Here is a 16,684-nt window from a genome sequence, read left to right on the forward strand (position 1 = left end):
TCTAAAAATTCCAATCTAAACCGATTGTGATGCCAAATTTACGAACATCTGGCAAATTATTATAATTTCCGCGCCAATTAAAATCAACACGTATTGGTCTAATGTTTCCAAAACCAATGTTTTCGATCCCAAACCCGTATTCGTAGTATATTTGTTGATTTGGTGCAAAATATTCTATTGTCGAACGATTAATAGCTTTACTTTTCTCCGAAATGTCTCCGTAAGCCGCTCTCAAGAATCCAACTTCTCTTAATTTTAATTTTTTGATTAACGGAACTTTGTTCAAAATCCAACCGTTAAAATGATGTTCCCAATTCATCGTTACATATTCGTCTGTTACAAATTCATAATAATCTAATTGTGAAAATGTACCATAAACTTGTCCGTAACTCTCATTTCCTGGTAACGCACTCATTAATGATAAAGGAACACCTTGAAATGTTTTTCCTGCTTCTACAGTTACCAATGATTTACCAAAAGATCCAATCAAAATTGGTTGTGTATATAAAAATTGTAATTTATCATATTCAAAATCTGAATTAATTACACCTTTCAATCCTTTTGTATAGCGCAACATTAACGTGGGTGCAAGTGTTGTCATTTCGTAACGATCAATCCCGTATTGCGAATATTTTGCACCTGGACGAGCAATTACCGAAACACTTACACTTGAATTTGTTAAAGTTTCTTTAATCTGACCGTTTTTTTCATATCCAATCGAAAAATGTACTGCATCAGCTGGTTTGATCAATTGATAATTTCCATCAACACGAAACGTTACATTCTTCCAAGGCTCTATCGACGCATACACATTTGTCAAATTATTGTTACTCAAAAATGTATTATCTCCTTGATTGATGATTGACGACGAAGCAAAACTACGGGTCATAATTCCGTCAGAAGCCGTTAACGTTGCAGCCAATTGTTCTACATCACGTTTTGTTCCGATACCGACTTGAAAACGATTATATTTATTGAACATGTAACGAAAATCTGCTCCATATTTGAATTTATCATCTCGAAAACCATATGCCAAGAAACCTTGCGCACGCCACATATCATTTTGCGAAAAATATGTACGAGCTCCAGCTCTCAAACGGAAACCTTCGATTTGGTTGTATCCAAAAGATGAATATAAATTCCCGATATCAATTGCATTTCCGACATTGTAATATCCAGAACCAAAAATCTCGATTGCTTTCACAATATTATTGAATTTTGGTACTTTATTTAATTGCTCTAATGTTTCGTAAATACCTTCTTGATCTTTCGTTAAAGCTTCAGGACGATTTTCTGTCCAAAACTGATTATCTTTTTCGTTAAGCGCAGCTTTTGCTGGATCTAATTTCTCGTAATAAAAAGCTTCGGGATGTGTTGTATCGAAATCGTAATTGTAATAATTCACCGTTTTATGCGCAAAAATTCCTTTCGCACTTTCCTTTTTACTCAACAACGACATATCCAACATCGCATATTCTTTTTTCGGATAGAAAATAGAATCGTTTGGAATATCATATTCTAGATTCATGAAAATATTACGCACAAAATTCACGTTCATTTCTTTCGTCGTTTCCATCACAACCTCTTTCACCGCATAAGCATCTTTCGAAATATATAATTCTCCTTTAAATGTCAATTCACCTTCGCGACGTGGATAATATTTGATTCGATAAGATTCTATTCCATCTACATCAATAGTATCTTTCAATTCGTAATCATAAACCGCGAAACCATCTGTAGCAATTGGACTCACAAATTTAATATCTAAAATATTGACACGATTATCATAAATATCAATATCACGGAAAAGATTTTTTACCGTAGAAGCCACCACTTCATTTTTCTCGAAACCTGATGTTTTATTTGCAATTAATTCTCGACGTTCTCTTGTAGAAGGTTTATTAATTCCTGCAACATTGTAAATTGACTCATTCAAGAAAGCTGGTAAATATGTTTTTCCATTAATAGAAGAAGTATCTACTTTCTCGAAAACAAACTCCATTCCTTTAAAAATCTTACGTTTCATAAAAGTAGAATCGATATTACTAATATCAAATTGCAACTTTTCGTATTCATCATATTGGTAATGTGGTGCTAATTTTAGCCCATTTTTCTTTTTACGCTTCCATACTTCACGCAAAATAGCATAAGCTGGATTTTCTTTCTTTTTAAGACGTTTTTTCTTTGCCGAAACAACCGCAGTTTGTAAATCTACTGTTCCATCATCTTCTTCGGAAGTATTATCTTCTGCTAAAAATAATTGAGCAATAAAATTATAATCAATTTTATTTTCGATTACATAATCAGAAGTTTCGTATCCATTTTTTGATACGACAATTTTATTTGTATTTGAAGCAGATTCGATATAAAAAGTACCATCAGAGTTTGATGTTGCACTTACTTTAAGTTCTGGTAAACGAATATCTGCGTAAGGAATAGGCTTCTGAGTTTCAGAATCGATGACCTTTCCTTGAATTTTTACTTGCGCGTGTACAGACGCTAAAACAACTATAAAAAAAGATGTTATATAACTTTTCATCAATAAGATTTGGTTAAAAAAATAAAGCCTAGCAAAATGTATGCTAGACTTTACAAATATAGTTTATAAATCTTAATTATTTATACATCACAGCTTTTACAGCTTCAACTACATCTTTTGCATTAGGAATCCAAGTCTCATACAAGTTTGGAGCATAAGGCGCTGATGTATCTTTTGTTGTGATACGTTTGATTGGTGCATCTAAATAATCGAATGCTTTTTGTTGAACCATATACGTAATTTCTGAAGCAACTGAAGCGAAAGGCCAAGCTTCTTCTAAAACTACTAAACGATTTGTTTTCTTAACAGATTTGAAAATTGTATCGTAATCTAATGGACGAACTGTACGTAAGTCAATTACTTCTACAGAAATTCCTTCTTTTGCTAATTCATCAGCAGCGATGTAAGCTTGCTTAATGATTTTCCCGAAAGAAACTAACGTTACATCTGTACCTTCACGTTTGATTTCTGCTTTACCAATTTCGATTGTATACTCTTCGTCTGGCATTTCCATTTTATCTCCATACATCTGTTCAGATTCCATGAAAATTACTGGATCGTTATCACGAATTGCAGATTTTAATAAACCTTTTGCATCATAAGGGTTTGAAGGAACAATTACTTTAAGACCTGGTACATTTGCATACCAATTCTCAAAAGCTTGTGAGTGTGTTGCACCTAATTGTCCTGCAGAAGCAGTAGGTCCTCTAAATACAATTGGACAGTTGAATTGTCCTCCTGACATTTGATAAATTTTTGCAGCGTTATTGATAATTTGGTCAATAGACACTAATGAGAAGTTGAATGTCATATATTCTACGATTGGACGACATCCCGTCATTGTAGATCCAATTGCGATTCCAGAAAAACCAGCCTCTGCGATTGGCGCATCAATTACACGTTCTGCTCCAAATTCGTCTAACATTCCTTTCGAAGCTTTGTACGCTCCGTTGTATTCTGCTACTTCTTCTCCAATTAAAAATATAGATTCATCGCGACGCATTTCTTCACTCATTGCCTCTGCGATTACTTCTCTAAATGTTTTTATAGCCATTTTATGCGATTTCGTTCTTTATTATATTTTTTCCTAAAGCAAATGTAATAAAAAACTTGCGAATTATTTAAAACGAATTCATTCAATAAAAAAATCCCAAAATAATCTAAAGTTATTTTGGGATCGAAAAATATTTAAAAAAGAATGTAATCTCTATTTTAGAACCAGCCTTTGTGACCTTCTACATATGTTTTATCAAACTCTTCGTCAGATTTAGTCAAATAAATAATCCTTTCAATAAATCCAATAAGTCCAGCAAATCCAAATGTTACAAAAGTGGCAATAATTTGAATAACTCCTTCTTTTGTATATCCTAAATAGAATTTATGAATTCCTAAATATCCTACTAAAATTCCTAAAATTCCAGCAATAAGTTTTTTCTCTGATTTGTACGGTTGATTGTTTTCCATAATTTTTAAAGTTTAACTAAATAATTGTTTTTGTTGGTTACAAATTTAATTTGTCCATCTTTCTTAAAAATCACTAGATATAATGATTTTGAATATTGTACAAATAAAATAAATCTGATCTTAATTTAAGGTTAACGATTTAACAATCTACTTTTTATAAAATCAATTGCTTTTCTTTACATTTGCATAAAATGGTGCTCAACGAGTGAGTTAAAAGGGAATTTGGTTCAATTCCAAAACTGTCCCCGCAACTGTAAATTCTAACATACTTTTTGTAAAAGAATAAGTCAGGAAACCTGCCATTGCTAACAAATTAATAGAAAATGTTTTCGGAGGAAAAACAGATTTTAATATGAAAAAACTTTTTCTTTGTTTTAATCTTATCGCTGGAATTGCTTTTGCACAGACGGATACCATCAATTTGAAACCTTTGATTTTGAACGATGCTTTTCTTAAAAATCATTACAAATCTCAAAGTATTATCAAACTTAATGATAGTATTTTAGAGCAAAATCCTAATCAACTGACGCAAGTTTTACAAGAGCAAACGCCAATTTATTTTAAAGAAAATGGACGAGGAATGGTTTCTTCACCTTCGTTTCGAGGAACTTTAGCTTCGCACACAGCCGTAATTTGGAACGGAATTAATGTCAATTCGCAAACAACAGGACAAACGGATTTTAATTTATTTGCAAGTAATTCGTTTGACGGAATTTTAGTGAAACCAGGCGGCGGAAGTATTGCGTATGGAACAGGTTCTATCGGCGGTACAATTCATTTGTTGAATAAATTTGAGTATGACAAAGGTTTACAGCAAAAAATAAATTTAGGATACGGAAGTTACGATACATGGTCGGGAAAATATCAATTGAAATATAGTACAGAAAAATTTAGTTCTTCAATCGATTACGAACGAAATCAATCTGATAATGATTATAAAATTCCGAATCACATGAAGAAGAATTTGAACGGAAAATATTATTTCAATACAATTAATGGAAATTTTGGCTATAAAATTAATCCTGAAAACGAATTGAAACTTTATTCAATGATCAATTTTGGGAAGCGCGAATTTCCTTTAGTTGACATTGGTTCAACGCCTTCTGGGTACGAAAATAAGGATTATCGTTTGATGACAGAATGGAATTTCAATCCAAATGAAAAGTGGCTATCGCAGTTAAAATTGGCATATATCCGAGAAGAAAACAGTTATTTCAACAATATTCACAAATCTTATTCGGACGATTTACAGGTGGATAATTATGTTTTAAAATATTATCTGAATCATCAATTGACTAATAATTTCGAGCTTTCATTTTTATCTGAAGCTAATTATAATCAAGGAAGTGGAAATAATTTGAATAAAAGCGATCAAAACTCAATCAATTTTGCCTTAATCGCGAAGCATAAATTATCAGATGTTTTGGAATACGAAGCGAGTATTCGTCAAGATTTTTCTGATACGTACCAAAATCCATTTATTTATTCATTGGGTTTTAATTTTCGTCCGATTCATTCGTATCAATTGAGAGGAAATGTTTCGAAAAATTTCAGAAATCCAACCTACAATGATTTATTTTGGAAAACTGGTGGAAATCCAGATTTGAAATCAGAATCAGCTTATCAATTTGAACTTGGAAATGATTTTATCAACAAAAATTTAAACATTCAAACCAATATTTTTTATAATAAGTTGAGTGATATGATTCAATGGATTCCGAGTTCGCAAAACACTTCTTATTGGGTTCCTGTGAACATCAACAAAGCTGAAACCTATGGTTTTGAAATAATTGGAAGCTACAAATGGAATGCATTTAGTTTCAATACAACTTATGCATACACCAAAACAAAAGATAAATTTAAAAATAAGGAATTGATGTATTCCCCAAATCATAAATGGACGGCGAGCGCACAATACACTTACAAACGTTTATCTGCTTTTGTACAAAATATTTATACAAGTAAAGTTTTTACCGATTCGGAAGAAGAAAGAACACTTGATGGTTTTTGGCTAACGAATTTAGGTTTAAATTATACGATTTCACCACTTTATAGCGTTTCTATGAGTGTGAATAATGTGTTTAACCAAGAATATCAAACGCAAGAAAATCGTTGGCAACCCGGCACAAATTATAACATACAAATACAAATAAAATTTTAAAAAACTATGACTAAATTTAAATCAATCGCACTTATAGCCTTGGCAGGAGTATTTTTACAATCTTGTTCAAATGACGATGATGGGCCAAATAATGATCCTGAAAAAGGAAACTACTCGAAAGGAGTTTTTATTTTGAATGAAGGAGGTTTCAATTCAGCTAACGCAGAAATCACTTATTTTGATCCAACAAAAGATGTAAGTACAACAAATCCTATTCAAGAAATTTTCAAGACTGCGAACGCTGGTGCACAATTGGGTTCTGTAGGACAAAGCATGTATTTCAAAGGAAACAAAGCTTATATTGTTCTTAATGTTTCTAATAAAGTAGAAGTTGTAGACAACACAACTTTCAAAAAAATTAGTACAATTCCATCATCAGATAATATGAGCAACCCTCGTTATATCGTTTCTGATGATCAATTTTTGTATATCTCAAACTGGGGAGATCCTAATGTAACGACAGATGATTTTATTGCAAAATACAAAATCAGTGATTTAACATTTGTAGAAAAATATAAAGTAGATGAAGGTCCAGAAAAAATGATTCTTGACAATAACAAACTTTATGTTGCACAAAAAGGTGGCTGGGGAACAGGTAAAACAGTTACAATTATTGACCTTAAAACAAATGATAAAAAAAGTATAAATGTTGGTGATGTTCCGACAGATTTAACAATTCAAAACGGAAATTTATTTGTGCTTTCTCAAGGTGTTAATTGGGGAACTACTACAAAAGGAAAATTGGTTCGTTATAATTTAACTTCAGAAGATAAATTAGAAATGAATTTTCCTGATGGACAACATCCAAATTTCTTAGTTGCGGAGAATAGTAAATTGTATTACATCGTTAATAATTCTGTTTATTCTATGGCTACAAATGCAACAGCTTTGCCTACAAAAGCAGATTACATAACAGGTGCTGATAGTGTATATGGTTTCTATGTAAAAGGTGACACTTTTTATGTTTTAGACGCAAAAGATTACAATTCTAATGGACGATTATTAATTCAGAATGCACAAGGAGGTCTTAAAAATCCAGCAATTACAGCTGGAGTTTCACCAAATTCTGTTTACATCAAATAATATTTCCTGAAAAATCAACATAAAAAAATCTGAACTTTAAACTTCAGATTTTTTTATGTTTTTTAATTTGAAAATCGTTTGTGAATTAAACACTACAATCGCGAGTAAAATCAAACTATAACCGATCATTTGCATTGGAGAAACGGCTTCTTTGTAATAGAAAATTGCTAAAACAAAATTCATAATTGGATTCAAATAAATTAAAATTCCAACGGTTGAAGAGTCAATTCCTTTTAAAGCAAAATTATTTAAGAACATTGGAATGATAGTGAACAAAATCACAATCATCATGATACATTGATAGAAAATTGTTTCGGTCGGAATTGGTCCTGAAAAGATGAAAACCAATGGTAACATCAGAATCGCTACAATTAATAATTGTGTCATCAACAAATTAAAACTATCAAAAAAATTCAAGCTTCTCTGAATAATTATATAGAGTGCAAATGTACACGCTACAATCAAACTATAAACCAAGTCTATAAGATGACCTATAGAAAGAACCAAACATGCTAAAAAACTAATACCAACTGCAATCCATTTTATTTTGGTCAAATGTTCTTTCAGAATAATGAAAGCCAAAACGGTGGTGATAATCGGACAAACCAAGTATGACAGCGACGCAGCTTGCACACTAATATGATTCATCACGATAATAAACATCAACCAATTTGTCATCAAAACCAATGATCCGCCAACAATTAAACTTCCTAATTCTTTCTTTTTCTTTTTATCAAATGATTTAAACAAATCAAAATCAGCTTTCATCTTATTGCGTCGAAATCCAACATTAATGACCACTAAAAAGAAAACGGAAACGTACAATCTAAAAAATAGAATATCCAAAGGTGGATAACCAGCGATTGGTTTCAATCCGAAACTGAAAAATCCCCACATAAAGTAGGTTATAATGGCTGCTATGATATATTTTGATTGATTCATAAAAGAGGCGTCAATTTGTACAAATGTATCGAATATCCAATTTGGAAATGATTATTTTTGCCTTAAATTTTATAGAAATGGAAAATCTTTTTACAGACGAATATTTTATGCGAATAGCCTTTAACGAAGCGATTACAGCTTTCGAGCGAGACGAAATTCCAGTTGGAGCTGTGATTGTTTGTAACAACAAAATTATCGCGAAAGCACATAATTTAACCGAAACGTTGACTGATGTTACCGCGCATGCTGAAATGCAAGCCATTACGTCTGCAGCAAATTATTTGGGTGGAAAATACTTACAAGATTGCACATTGTATGTAACCTTAGAACCTTGTGTGATGTGCGGCGGCGCGTTGTATTGGAGCCAAATCTCGAAAGTGGTTTATGGTGCTTCGGATGAAAAACGTGGTTTTAAAGCAAAAATTGGCGAGTTACATCCAAAAACTGAAATTGTTTCGGGAATTATGGAAGATGAATGTGGTCTATTGATGAAAGATTTTTTTCAACGCAAGCGTTAAATTGATTTCAAAATCGATAAAACTTCGTCATAATTTTCTATAAAAGCCATGTGTCCGCCATCAAATTTGTACAAATGAATATTAGGTAAATTTGGAATTAAAGTTAAAAATAATTCAGGATTAACTGTTTCATCATTCATTCCAACAATAATATAAATTCCACCTTTGAAATCATACAAAATCGACGAACGATATGGACGCTCTCGCATTCCTTTCAAAGCTGCACAAACCCCTTCAATTGGAGTTTTTAAAGCAATTTCTTTTACAAATTTCAACTCATCTTTGAATTGATCTCGATGATGCGCTGCAAATAAAGTAGGCATACTAAAACTCACCAACGCATTGAAATTTTTACGAGCAGTTTCACACGCTTTCAAACGTTGATTTTTCTTCGCTTCATCATCTGGTAAAGTCGAGGAGTTAATCAAAACAATATTTTCTACTCGTTCAGGAAAAAGATCAGCCAACGCACACGTCACATATCCTCCCATCGAATGTCCTACAAAAGCTACTTTTTCAAGATTTAATTCATCCAGAACTTCAATCACTTTTTCTGCCATTTCTTCCATCGTATTCACCTCTTGAAAATTTTCAGAATTTCCATGTCCAGGTAAATCTATTGTAATAATTTGTGCTTCTTTCTCAAGATTTTTTCGTAAATTATTCCAAATTAAATGACTCTCTAAGAAACCGTGTAAAAACACCAAGGGTTTACCGTTTCCTGTATTTTTGTAAAACAACATATAGTTTGGTTCAGAATTTGTAATTAACTAAGCCACAAATTTACAATAATGAAAAAATATAGACCCATTATTATCCTCTCAATAGCTATTGGTGCTATTATCATTTATTGTATGACTAGTAATCAAACAATATCAATAGGAGAAACGACCCAAAAAGTAGTCAAAAAAGATTCTTCTATGCAAGAAATTGCTTTGGCTACTCCTAAAATCATGAATAATTCTGAATTGAAATTAATTCATGGAAAAGGCGAATTTGAGATTGAAAAAGAAGCGAAAGAGCAACAAACTTTTAGTTTTAGAAATGATTCATCTTCCTCTGTTTTTATTCAAATTATTCCTCAAAATAAACTCGGGAATATCAGAATTAATCAACTTATCTCTCCAAATAACGAAAAAGATGGTCCTTTTGGACAAGAAATCAATTATGATTTAACCGAAAAAGGCTTATATCAAATCCGAATTGGCGAAAGTTTGATGCAAGGAGATCCATTTGAAGGAAAATATACCTTGAAATTGCAGTTAAAATAGTTACTTTTACAACAGAATTTTTCTGTTATGAAATGGACTTTTATAGCTTTTATTACATTGATTACGCTTTATAGTTGCGAAGATAAATCTACGCCAACCATTTATCCAAGCAAGATTGGAGTTGATTCTGCGTACAAAGATTTGGTAAAAAAAGATAAGCCAACAACAGAAGATGTAATGAAAGAAGAAGTGGTAAAAACGGCTTCTCCTCAGAAGAAAGTTGTGACAAAACCTCAACAAAAAGTTGTATCTAACGCAGATAAAATTATTCCGTTAAGTGCTAATAACACAACCGAAAATCTGGAAGTAAATTATGCAAAAGCTAAAGCAGAACCAACTAAAATAGCAGGGCAAACAAATACATTTACCTTTAATGCAGATTCTGCCAAGAAAGTTTGGATCAAAATTTCGGCGCAAGATTCTACAGCAAATATTAGAATCAATCACATCAAAGGTCCTGTAGATTCTATAAAAGGTGGACCTTTTGGGAAAGAAACTATTTTTGAATTGCCTGCACGCGGCGTGTATCAATTCTCGATTTCGGAGAAACCAACAAACCCAAAACCATACGCTGGGAAATATAAAGTGGAATTGAAATTATTGTGGAAGTAAATTTCTATTTGTAGTAGATTTTGTAGTTTAAAGCATAATTACCAAATAATTCTTGTTTACGAAACCCTGAATTTCGATTATCATTGTAATGAACAAAAACATCTGATTTTTTGGACGTATTTATCAAATCAAAATAGCCATTTCCTTCAGGGCAAAAAGGATTTTCGTAAGAAGTTTCTAAACCAATAAAATAGTTTTTGGCTTCAGAAGGTTTAAGTTTTAAATGAATAGGAAAAATATATTTTCCTTGATAATCTTTGTCTACTTCAAACCATTTTTCATCAATTAAACTTTGTTTATCATCAATCGATTTCAGAATTATTGGTTTGAAATAATAATATTCGTTGCAATAATTTTTCTTCTTTACTTTTGATTCAAACAAAATTTCGATTGCTACAATTTCAATTTCTTTCTCGTTTGGAAGTAATAAATTTGAGAATATCTTCAATCCATAACTTGTATTATCCGTTAATCTTTCAACTTTTTTAAACTTTGGACGATATTGTTTGTAGTTGGAATAATTCATAACCTCAACTTGATTAAGATTAATTGTATCGAACTTTTGAGCAAAGCTCATCACAGAAAGTAAAAAGAAGAAAATAAATTTCATCTCGTAAAAATAAAAAGTTTTCAGTAAACAGATTTCTCAATTCATCCTAAAAAATCAACAATTCATAAATATATATTTATACAAGTCTTTTACTAACTATAGTTTTGATGAAAATTAACAACATGAAAACACTTATCAAAACTCTAAAAATCTTCTTTATTGCACTGATTTCAATAATTATACTTACTTTTTTGTATTTATTTATTAGCAATAAAATTTTCTTAGCATCAAAAAATCAAACAAATATTGACTATCTAAAAAATAACAAAACAACAATTGGCAATAACTTTAATACTCAGATTTTTGATAATAATGTCAACACTTCAAATGTTATTCTATTAGGCGAAATTCATGGTTTTGCTGACAATCAAAAATTAGATGAATTTATGTTTAAATATTTGAATAAGAATCTTGGTTTCAACTATTACATTGCCGAAATGGACAGTTTAAATTCTAAAAAATTAAACACATTTCTAAGCTCTGATATTAAAAATGAAAAATTATTAAAAGAAGTTGTTTTAGCTATTAAGAAAAGAATTCCTCAACAATCAAGTCAAGAATTCCTAAAAAAATGGAACAACTTGTATGATTACAATAAAACATTAAATAATTCTTCTAAAATTGTCGTTTTGGGTATTGATACAAACTTTGATGATTCTAATAGCAAAATTTCAAGAGATTCTGCAATGATTGAGAATTTCAATCATATCATTTCAAAGAATCATCTACAAAATGAAAAATTCTATGGATTATTTGGTCTTTTTCATACACTTCAAAAAAGTATGAATGATAAAGAAAAACCTTTTGCTGAAAGACTTTTAGACAATAAATATAACGTAACAAGCATCGTAAGTTATACATTGGACAGTGAAATGTATTTACCTAAAAATGACCAATTTCCTACTCCAGAAAATGAAAAAATAAACTGGGTAAATGCTGATGGACCGATGATGTTAATAAAAGGTATTCTTGATTTTAAAGAACTTGCAAAGTCTAATTCCATTTCAATTTTTAATCTTAATGCGAAAAATTCACCATATAAATCTTCTCAAAATTTAATTCAAATAAAATCAAGATTATTTGGAGAAAACTTTACACCAAAAGAAAATTTAAAAACAACTGATTATTTTCAATATGTTGCAATACTCCGAAATTCTGAAGCGTTAACTCCAATTCAATAAAAAAAACGGAATCTTATAGATTCCGTTTTTTTATTTTCCATTTATCGATTAAATCAAGTTCAAAACTTGTTCTAAATCTTCTAATAAGTCATCTATATCTTCGATACCAACAGACAAACGAATTAAATCATCTGTAATACCTATTTCAGCTCGTTTTTCTGCAGGAATAGATGCGTGTGTCATCGTAGCTGGATGATTTGCTAACGATTCAACACCACCTAAAGATTCAGCCAAAGTGAAAACTTTTAAGTTTTCTAAAATTTTGAAAGCATCTTCTTTTTTCCCAGAAGTTAACGTAAACGTTACCATTCCTCCGAAATCTTTCATTTGTTTTTTCGCAATTTCGTGTTGTGGATGATTTTCCAAACCTGGATAATACGTGTGCGCAACTTTTGGATGAGCTTCTAAAAACTGAGCGATCTTCATTCCATTAGAACAGTGACGATCCATACGAACAGCCAATGTTTTGATTCCACGTAAAACTAAGTAAGAATCTTGTGGTCCTAAAATTCCTCCAGTTGCAAATAAATTGAAGTGAACATCAGTTGCTAATTGTTCCGAATTAACCACAATTGCTCCCGCAACTAAATCTGAGTGACCTCCTAAATATTTCGTTGCCGAATGCATCACAATATCTGCTCCCAACTCAATTGGACGTTGTAAATATGGTGAAGCAAATGTATTATCAACAGCGACTAAAATGTCTGCTTTTTTTGTTTTTACAGCATCATTTACAGCTTTGATGTCAACCACTTTCATCAATGGATTTGTAGGCGTTTCAACCCAAACCATTTTTGTGTTTTCATTGATTAAAGCGACAACAGCCTCAACATTTGTCATATCTACGAAATGGAATTTCAAACCAAATTTTTCATAAACACGTGTAAACAAACGGTAAGAACCTCCATATAAATCGTCCATCGCGATGATTTCATCACCTGGTTTGAACAATTTTAATACACCATCGATTGCAGCTAAACCAGAACCAAATGCTAAACCTGCAACTCCTCCTTCGATAGATGCTAATGCATTTTCTAAAGCAGTTCTTGTTGGGTTTGCGCCACGAGAATATTCGTATCCTTTGTAATCTCCAGGTGATCTTTGCGCGAATGTTGATGTTTGGTAAATTGGAGTCATTACGGCTCCTGTTGAAGGGTCATGTTGTTGACCTCCATGTATCGCTTTTGTATTGAATTTCATTGTAAATGCTTTTAACTATAGCAAATATATGGAGTTTTATTTATTCTTTGTTTTAAAGATTTGTTAGAATTTATTTCGGGAGATTAACTAAACAATTCGTATAAAACTTGTAATGATTTTGGCTTCTTAAAATTATTGGTGTGAATTTGATAGTACTTCACTAGAATTTCGAGTAAAAGAGAACGTTGCGATTGGTTGAATGTATTTTTTGAATCTTCGGAAAAGTGTAATTCTAACAATTTTTTGAACAAAACAGTTTCATCTGCTTTCAACATATTGATAGATGAATTCGAATTTGTGAAAAATCCATTTTCTAAATCGAATAGATTTCCATCAATTTCTAAGTTGGGATAAAAACCAAGAAAATGTGATAATTGAATTAAAAAAATCAAATGAAAATCTGCAAAATCATCTTTTTTTTGATCAAATTCTTTTAACGAATGTTCAATGTAAAAATATAATTCTGGATTATCTGATTCTTCTTTTAGAACTAAGTTTAGGATTTCAGCTAAGAAAAAAACAATCGCCGATTTGATGGGATGAAAATGCAACGATTCATAATAATGCGACGTCTGAGCTGATTTTAAGAAAACCAATTGTTGTTCATTTGATTTCGGTTGAAAGCTCAAATCTATTTCTGCTAGCGGAAAATACAACGAAGTATTTCGCTTTTTTTTGGAGAAAACTCCTTTTGCTATAAATGATTTAAGGCCAAAATCTTGTGTATAACAACGAATAATTAAACTCGTGTCACCATATTTTAAGCTTGAAAGTACAATGGCTTTGGTTTCTAAAATTTTCATTAACGGACAACTGCAATTTTTAATGTTTTGGTTTCTGTACCATCAGCATTTGTCATCAAAACTAAGTAAATTCCAGAAGCTACTGGCTTTCCTTTTGCATTATTTGTATTCCATTCTACAATTCCTCCTTCGGCTTTTTTCTCAAAAAGTAAATTTCCAACAATATCTGTAATCTTAACCAACGCACGATTTGGAAGATTTTTTATCGTAACATTCCCTTTATATTCTGGTCGATAAGGATTTGGATACGCAATTGCATTGTTAAAATTATTCGCTTCTGTCGACACATCTCCATTATACGAAACCACACCTTTTTCTGTTGCAAAATATACTTTTCCTGTCGATTCATCAATCGAAACATCGTACACAACATCCGAAGGTAAAGGTGAATTTTTAGACGTAAAATGTAATTTCGTCGTTTCTCCACTATCCGAAACATAATAAACTCCTGCCCCATTTGTTGCAATCCATTTATTATTTGCGTTATCTACTTTTATAGCGTAAATCCCAACATCAGTTAACAACGCTTCCGGAATTCCATCTTGAATAATAACAACAGGCTCGGCAATTATATTATTAGAACTTACAGCATTATCAGCTCCGTATAAAACGACTAAACCTTGCCCTGTTCCGATCCAAAGATTTCCACTTTTATCAAGTGAAACTGTATGTACATCATCACTTGGTAAGTCTCCATTTGCAACTTTTATATTTACAATCTCTTTAAAATTTGAGTTATCCACAACAGAGATTCCACCATAACGTGCATTAGGAAAAAAAGTATATTGGCTACCTGCTATAGGTTTTACAGCAGTAGAAGCTATATTTTTTTCAGATCCAATAATTTCCCAAGAAGTATTTCCATTCTTTCTTCTTGCATAATAATTAAATTTTGAATCAGGATATCCAGCACCTGCCGCTTTATCTACAGGAAAAGAAGCTGCAACATATAGATTTCCTAAAAGATCGTAATTAAGACCTGCTATTCTTGAACTAGAAAAATCATTTTTTTGTAAAATTATTTTTGGCTCATCGTTATCTGCTAAATTAAACTCTAACACATCTCGTCGTCCATCTACATCTCTATCATAATAATTATAAGATCCTACTACAAATTTATTATCATCTAATGGATTCACTTCTACTTGTACTATATCTTTTGCTTTAATTTTTGAGAAAGAAAAATGTTTCCAATTTTTACTATCGTAATATGAAAAACCATCTACATTTTTAGCTGGAGTATTATAAACATCTCCCATTCCTCCTGGAGCAATCCAGACTTTTCCATTTTTTGTTGTTACAGACCAAGCTTTATTATTGAAAGGTCCATCGGGATAAAATTCTTTATGATTAGATAAATTAATAATTCCATGATTTACTGAACCTCCATAAACAATATTATCAATTGAAATTGCAGTATTAAAATTAATTTCAGATTTAGAATAATCACCACTTCCTAAAACAGATATCTGATTATTTTGAGTAATGATTAATTTTTCATTTGATAATTTTAAATCTTCAATAAAATTAAAAGCTCCAGAAACAGGAGTTCCAGAAATTGTTTTTAATTCATTTTCTACTGAATAATAAATCTCTTTTTCAAACAATTCTATATTCGAAATATCTCCTGTAACAATAGAACTTCCCCAAGTTGTAAAATCCGGATTATTCAATTTCTTATCCGATAAATCACTCGAATAAATTCCATTCGATGTTGCGATATAAATCTTGTTGTCTAAAATTGTTGCATCATTTACAACAGCTGTATTTGTACGTGTTGTTGTACGTGTTGTTTCTTTAAATTCTTCATCTTTCAGATCGTAGGAAACAATCCCAAAAGCACCAGAAATAAACGCAATTCCGTCATTTATAAGAATATGGTTGATTTTTTTAACTCCGTTAAATCCATTCCATTTAATATCCAAAACCATTGTCGATTCTCCAGATTTCAATAAATCTAAACCTCCATTTTCATACCCAACTAAAAACGAATCCGAATCTTTATCATAAGCCATTGCAGAAACCCCAACATTGTTCAAAAAATTGGTTTTATTTAGTTTAATCCAATCACTTGTTGGATTTAGAGGATTGAACAAGAAAATTCCGTTTTCAGTTCCACAATAAATCACACCATTTACTTCTTCCAACAATTTCACATTATTGTAAGAAAAAAGATCAGTCCAACGCACTTTATCATTTTGAGCGTTTAAACTTGTGAAAATCATGGTGATGAAAATGAACAATTTTGTCTTCATAATGCACAAAAATACTGTAATTTATAACAAAATAACTTGCTAAAA

The 16,684-nt window shown here is 31.2% G+C and carries 15 protein-coding genes and 1 riboswitch; of the genes, 6 read left to right on the forward strand and 9 right to left on the reverse strand.

Annotation, left to right across the window (positions count from 1 at the left end; genetic code table 11):
• Position 1: 1 nt before the first annotated feature.
• The 3 genes from B3J26_RS06300 to B3J26_RS06310 form a co-directional block, all read right to left on the reverse strand.
• A complete protein-coding gene (locus B3J26_RS06300; RefSeq protein ID WP_291073836.1) occupies positions 2-2,539 on the reverse strand; it encodes a DUF5686 family protein in 2,538 nt (845 codons plus the stop codon).
• Positions 2,540-2,615: 76 nt separating this feature from the next.
• Entirely contained in the window at positions 2,616-3,593 is a 978-nt protein-coding gene (locus tag B3J26_RS06305; RefSeq protein ID WP_114998120.1) for a pyruvate dehydrogenase complex E1 component subunit beta, read from the reverse strand.
• A gap of 158 nt (positions 3,594-3,751) precedes the next feature.
• A complete protein-coding gene (locus B3J26_RS06310) occupies positions 3,752-4,003 on the reverse strand; it encodes a TM2 domain-containing protein (protein WP_291073838.1) in 252 nt (83 codons plus the stop codon).
• A 175-nt stretch (positions 4,004-4,178) separates the two neighbouring features.
• Positions 4,179-4,321, forward strand: a riboswitch (cobalamin riboswitch).
• A gap of 34 nt (positions 4,322-4,355) precedes the next feature.
• Between B3J26_RS06310 and B3J26_RS06315 the strand changes: the two genes are divergently transcribed.
• Together B3J26_RS06315 and B3J26_RS06320 are read left to right on the forward strand one after the other, a co-directional pair.
• Positions 4,356-6,164: a TonB-dependent receptor plug domain-containing protein gene (locus B3J26_RS06315; RefSeq protein WP_291073839.1), complete on the forward strand. Its 1,809-nt coding sequence runs from the start codon at positions 4,356-4,358 to the stop codon at positions 6,162-6,164.
• Positions 6,165-6,170: 6 nt separating this feature from the next.
• Positions 6,171-7,247 carry a DUF5074 domain-containing protein gene (locus B3J26_RS06320; RefSeq protein WP_291073841.1) on the forward strand — a complete coding sequence of 359 codons (1,077 nt, stop codon included), beginning with the start codon at positions 6,171-6,173 and terminating at the stop codon, positions 7,245-7,247.
• A gap of 36 nt (positions 7,248-7,283) precedes the next feature.
• On the opposite strand, the gene B3J26_RS06325 is transcribed toward B3J26_RS06320, so the two are convergent.
• Entirely contained in the window at positions 7,284-8,189 is a 906-nt protein-coding gene (locus tag B3J26_RS06325; protein ID WP_291073843.1) for an EamA family transporter, read from the reverse strand.
• Between the two features lie 77 nt (positions 8,190-8,266).
• Here B3J26_RS06325 and B3J26_RS06330 point away from each other — a divergent pair, with 77 nt between their 5' ends.
• Complete coding sequence (locus tag B3J26_RS06330) at positions 8,267-8,707, forward strand: nucleoside deaminase (RefSeq protein WP_125349964.1); 441 nt, start codon at positions 8,267-8,269, stop codon at positions 8,705-8,707.
• Here B3J26_RS06330 and B3J26_RS06335 read toward each other — a convergent pair.
• Entirely contained in the window at positions 8,704-9,450 is a 747-nt protein-coding gene (locus tag B3J26_RS06335) for an alpha/beta fold hydrolase (RefSeq protein WP_291073845.1), read from the reverse strand. The genes B3J26_RS06330 and B3J26_RS06335 overlap by 4 nt on opposite strands.
• A 48-nt stretch (positions 9,451-9,498) precedes the next feature.
• Between B3J26_RS06335 and B3J26_RS06340 the strand changes: the two genes are divergently transcribed.
• Positions 9,499-9,978 (forward strand): hypothetical protein, encoded by a 480-nt coding sequence (locus B3J26_RS06340; protein ID WP_280062377.1) that lies wholly within the window; start codon positions 9,499-9,501, stop codon positions 9,976-9,978.
• 27 nt (positions 9,979-10,005) lie between these two features.
• Entirely contained in the window at positions 10,006-10,590 is a 585-nt protein-coding gene (locus B3J26_RS06345) for a hypothetical protein (protein ID WP_291073846.1), read from the forward strand.
• A gap of 4 nt (positions 10,591-10,594) precedes the next feature.
• Here the strand turns inward: B3J26_RS06345 and B3J26_RS06350 are convergent, their stop codons facing one another.
• Positions 10,595-11,200, reverse strand: coding sequence for a hypothetical protein (locus B3J26_RS06350; RefSeq protein WP_291073848.1), 606 nt, complete (start codon positions 11,198-11,200; stop codon positions 10,595-10,597).
• 122 nt (positions 11,201-11,322) lie between these two features.
• On the opposite strand from B3J26_RS06350, the gene B3J26_RS06355 reads away from it, so the two are divergent.
• Positions 11,323-12,381: a hypothetical protein gene (locus tag B3J26_RS06355; RefSeq protein WP_291073850.1), complete on the forward strand. Its 1,059-nt coding sequence runs from the start codon at positions 11,323-11,325 to the stop codon at positions 12,379-12,381.
• A gap of 48 nt (positions 12,382-12,429) precedes the next feature.
• On the opposite strand, the gene B3J26_RS06360 is transcribed toward B3J26_RS06355, so the two are convergent.
• The 3 genes from B3J26_RS06360 to B3J26_RS06370 all read right to left on the reverse strand — a co-directional run bounded on the left by B3J26_RS06360 (position 12,430) and on the right by B3J26_RS06370 (position 16,639).
• The gene (locus B3J26_RS06360) at positions 12,430-13,581 is read right to left on the reverse strand and encodes a cystathionine gamma-synthase (protein ID WP_180905728.1); all 1,152 of its coding nucleotides are present in this window, start codon (positions 13,579-13,581) and stop codon (positions 12,430-12,432) included.
• Between the two features lie 83 nt (positions 13,582-13,664).
• Positions 13,665-14,384, reverse strand: coding sequence for a DNA repair protein RecO (gene recO, locus B3J26_RS06365; protein WP_125349971.1), 720 nt, complete (start codon positions 14,382-14,384; stop codon positions 13,665-13,667).
• Positions 14,384-16,639: a two-component regulator propeller domain-containing protein gene (locus B3J26_RS06370; RefSeq protein ID WP_291073853.1), complete on the reverse strand. Its 2,256-nt coding sequence runs from the start codon at positions 16,637-16,639 to the stop codon at positions 14,384-14,386. The genes recO and B3J26_RS06370 overlap by 1 nt, the downstream gene beginning before the upstream one ends.
• Positions 16,640-16,684: the final 45 nt, after the last annotated feature.

Origin of the sequence: Empedobacter sp. UBA5987, assembly GCF_002429865.1 — a bacterium.
GTDB classification, from domain to species: Bacteria; Bacteroidota; Bacteroidia; order Flavobacteriales; family Weeksellaceae; genus Empedobacter; species Empedobacter falsenii_B.

Coding starts and splice junctions, on each gene's coding strand:
- B3J26_RS06340 (WP_280062377.1), top strand. CDS start 9,499: ATGAAAAAATATAGACCCATTATTATCCTCTCAATAGCTATTGGTGCT.
- B3J26_RS06305 (WP_114998120.1), bottom strand. CDS start 3,593: ATGGCTATAAAAACATTTAGAGAAGTAATCGCAGAGGCAATGAGTGAA.
- B3J26_RS06355 (WP_291073850.1), top strand. CDS start 11,323: ATGAAAACACTTATCAAAACTCTAAAAATCTTCTTTATTGCACTGATT.
- recO (WP_125349971.1), bottom strand. CDS start 14,384: ATGAAAATTTTAGAAACCAAAGCCATTGTACTTTCAAGCTTAAAATAT.
- B3J26_RS06300 (WP_291073836.1), bottom strand. CDS start 2,539: ATGAAAAGTTATATAACATCTTTTTTTATAGTTGTTTTAGCGTCTGTA.
- B3J26_RS06320 (WP_291073841.1), top strand. CDS start 6,171: ATGACTAAATTTAAATCAATCGCACTTATAGCCTTGGCAGGAGTATTT.
- B3J26_RS06350 (WP_291073848.1), bottom strand. CDS start 11,200: ATGAAATTTATTTTCTTCTTTTTACTTTCTGTGATGAGCTTTGCTCAA.
- B3J26_RS06345 (WP_291073846.1), top strand. CDS start 10,006: ATGAAATGGACTTTTATAGCTTTTATTACATTGATTACGCTTTATAGT.
- B3J26_RS06335 (WP_291073845.1), bottom strand. CDS start 9,450: ATGTTGTTTTACAAAAATACAGGAAACGGTAAACCCTTGGTGTTTTTA.
- B3J26_RS06315 (WP_291073839.1), top strand. CDS start 4,356: ATGAAAAAACTTTTTCTTTGTTTTAATCTTATCGCTGGAATTGCTTTT.
- B3J26_RS06360 (WP_180905728.1), bottom strand. CDS start 13,581: ATGAAATTCAATACAAAAGCGATACATGGAGGTCAACAACATGACCCT.
- B3J26_RS06330 (WP_125349964.1), top strand. CDS start 8,267: ATGGAAAATCTTTTTACAGACGAATATTTTATGCGAATAGCCTTTAAC.
- B3J26_RS06310 (WP_291073838.1), bottom strand. CDS start 4,003: ATGGAAAACAATCAACCGTACAAATCAGAGAAAAAACTTATTGCTGGA.
- B3J26_RS06370 (WP_291073853.1), bottom strand. CDS start 16,639: ATGAAGACAAAATTGTTCATTTTCATCACCATGATTTTCACAAGTTTA.
- B3J26_RS06325 (WP_291073843.1), bottom strand. CDS start 8,189: ATGAATCAATCAAAATATATCATAGCAGCCATTATAACCTACTTTATG.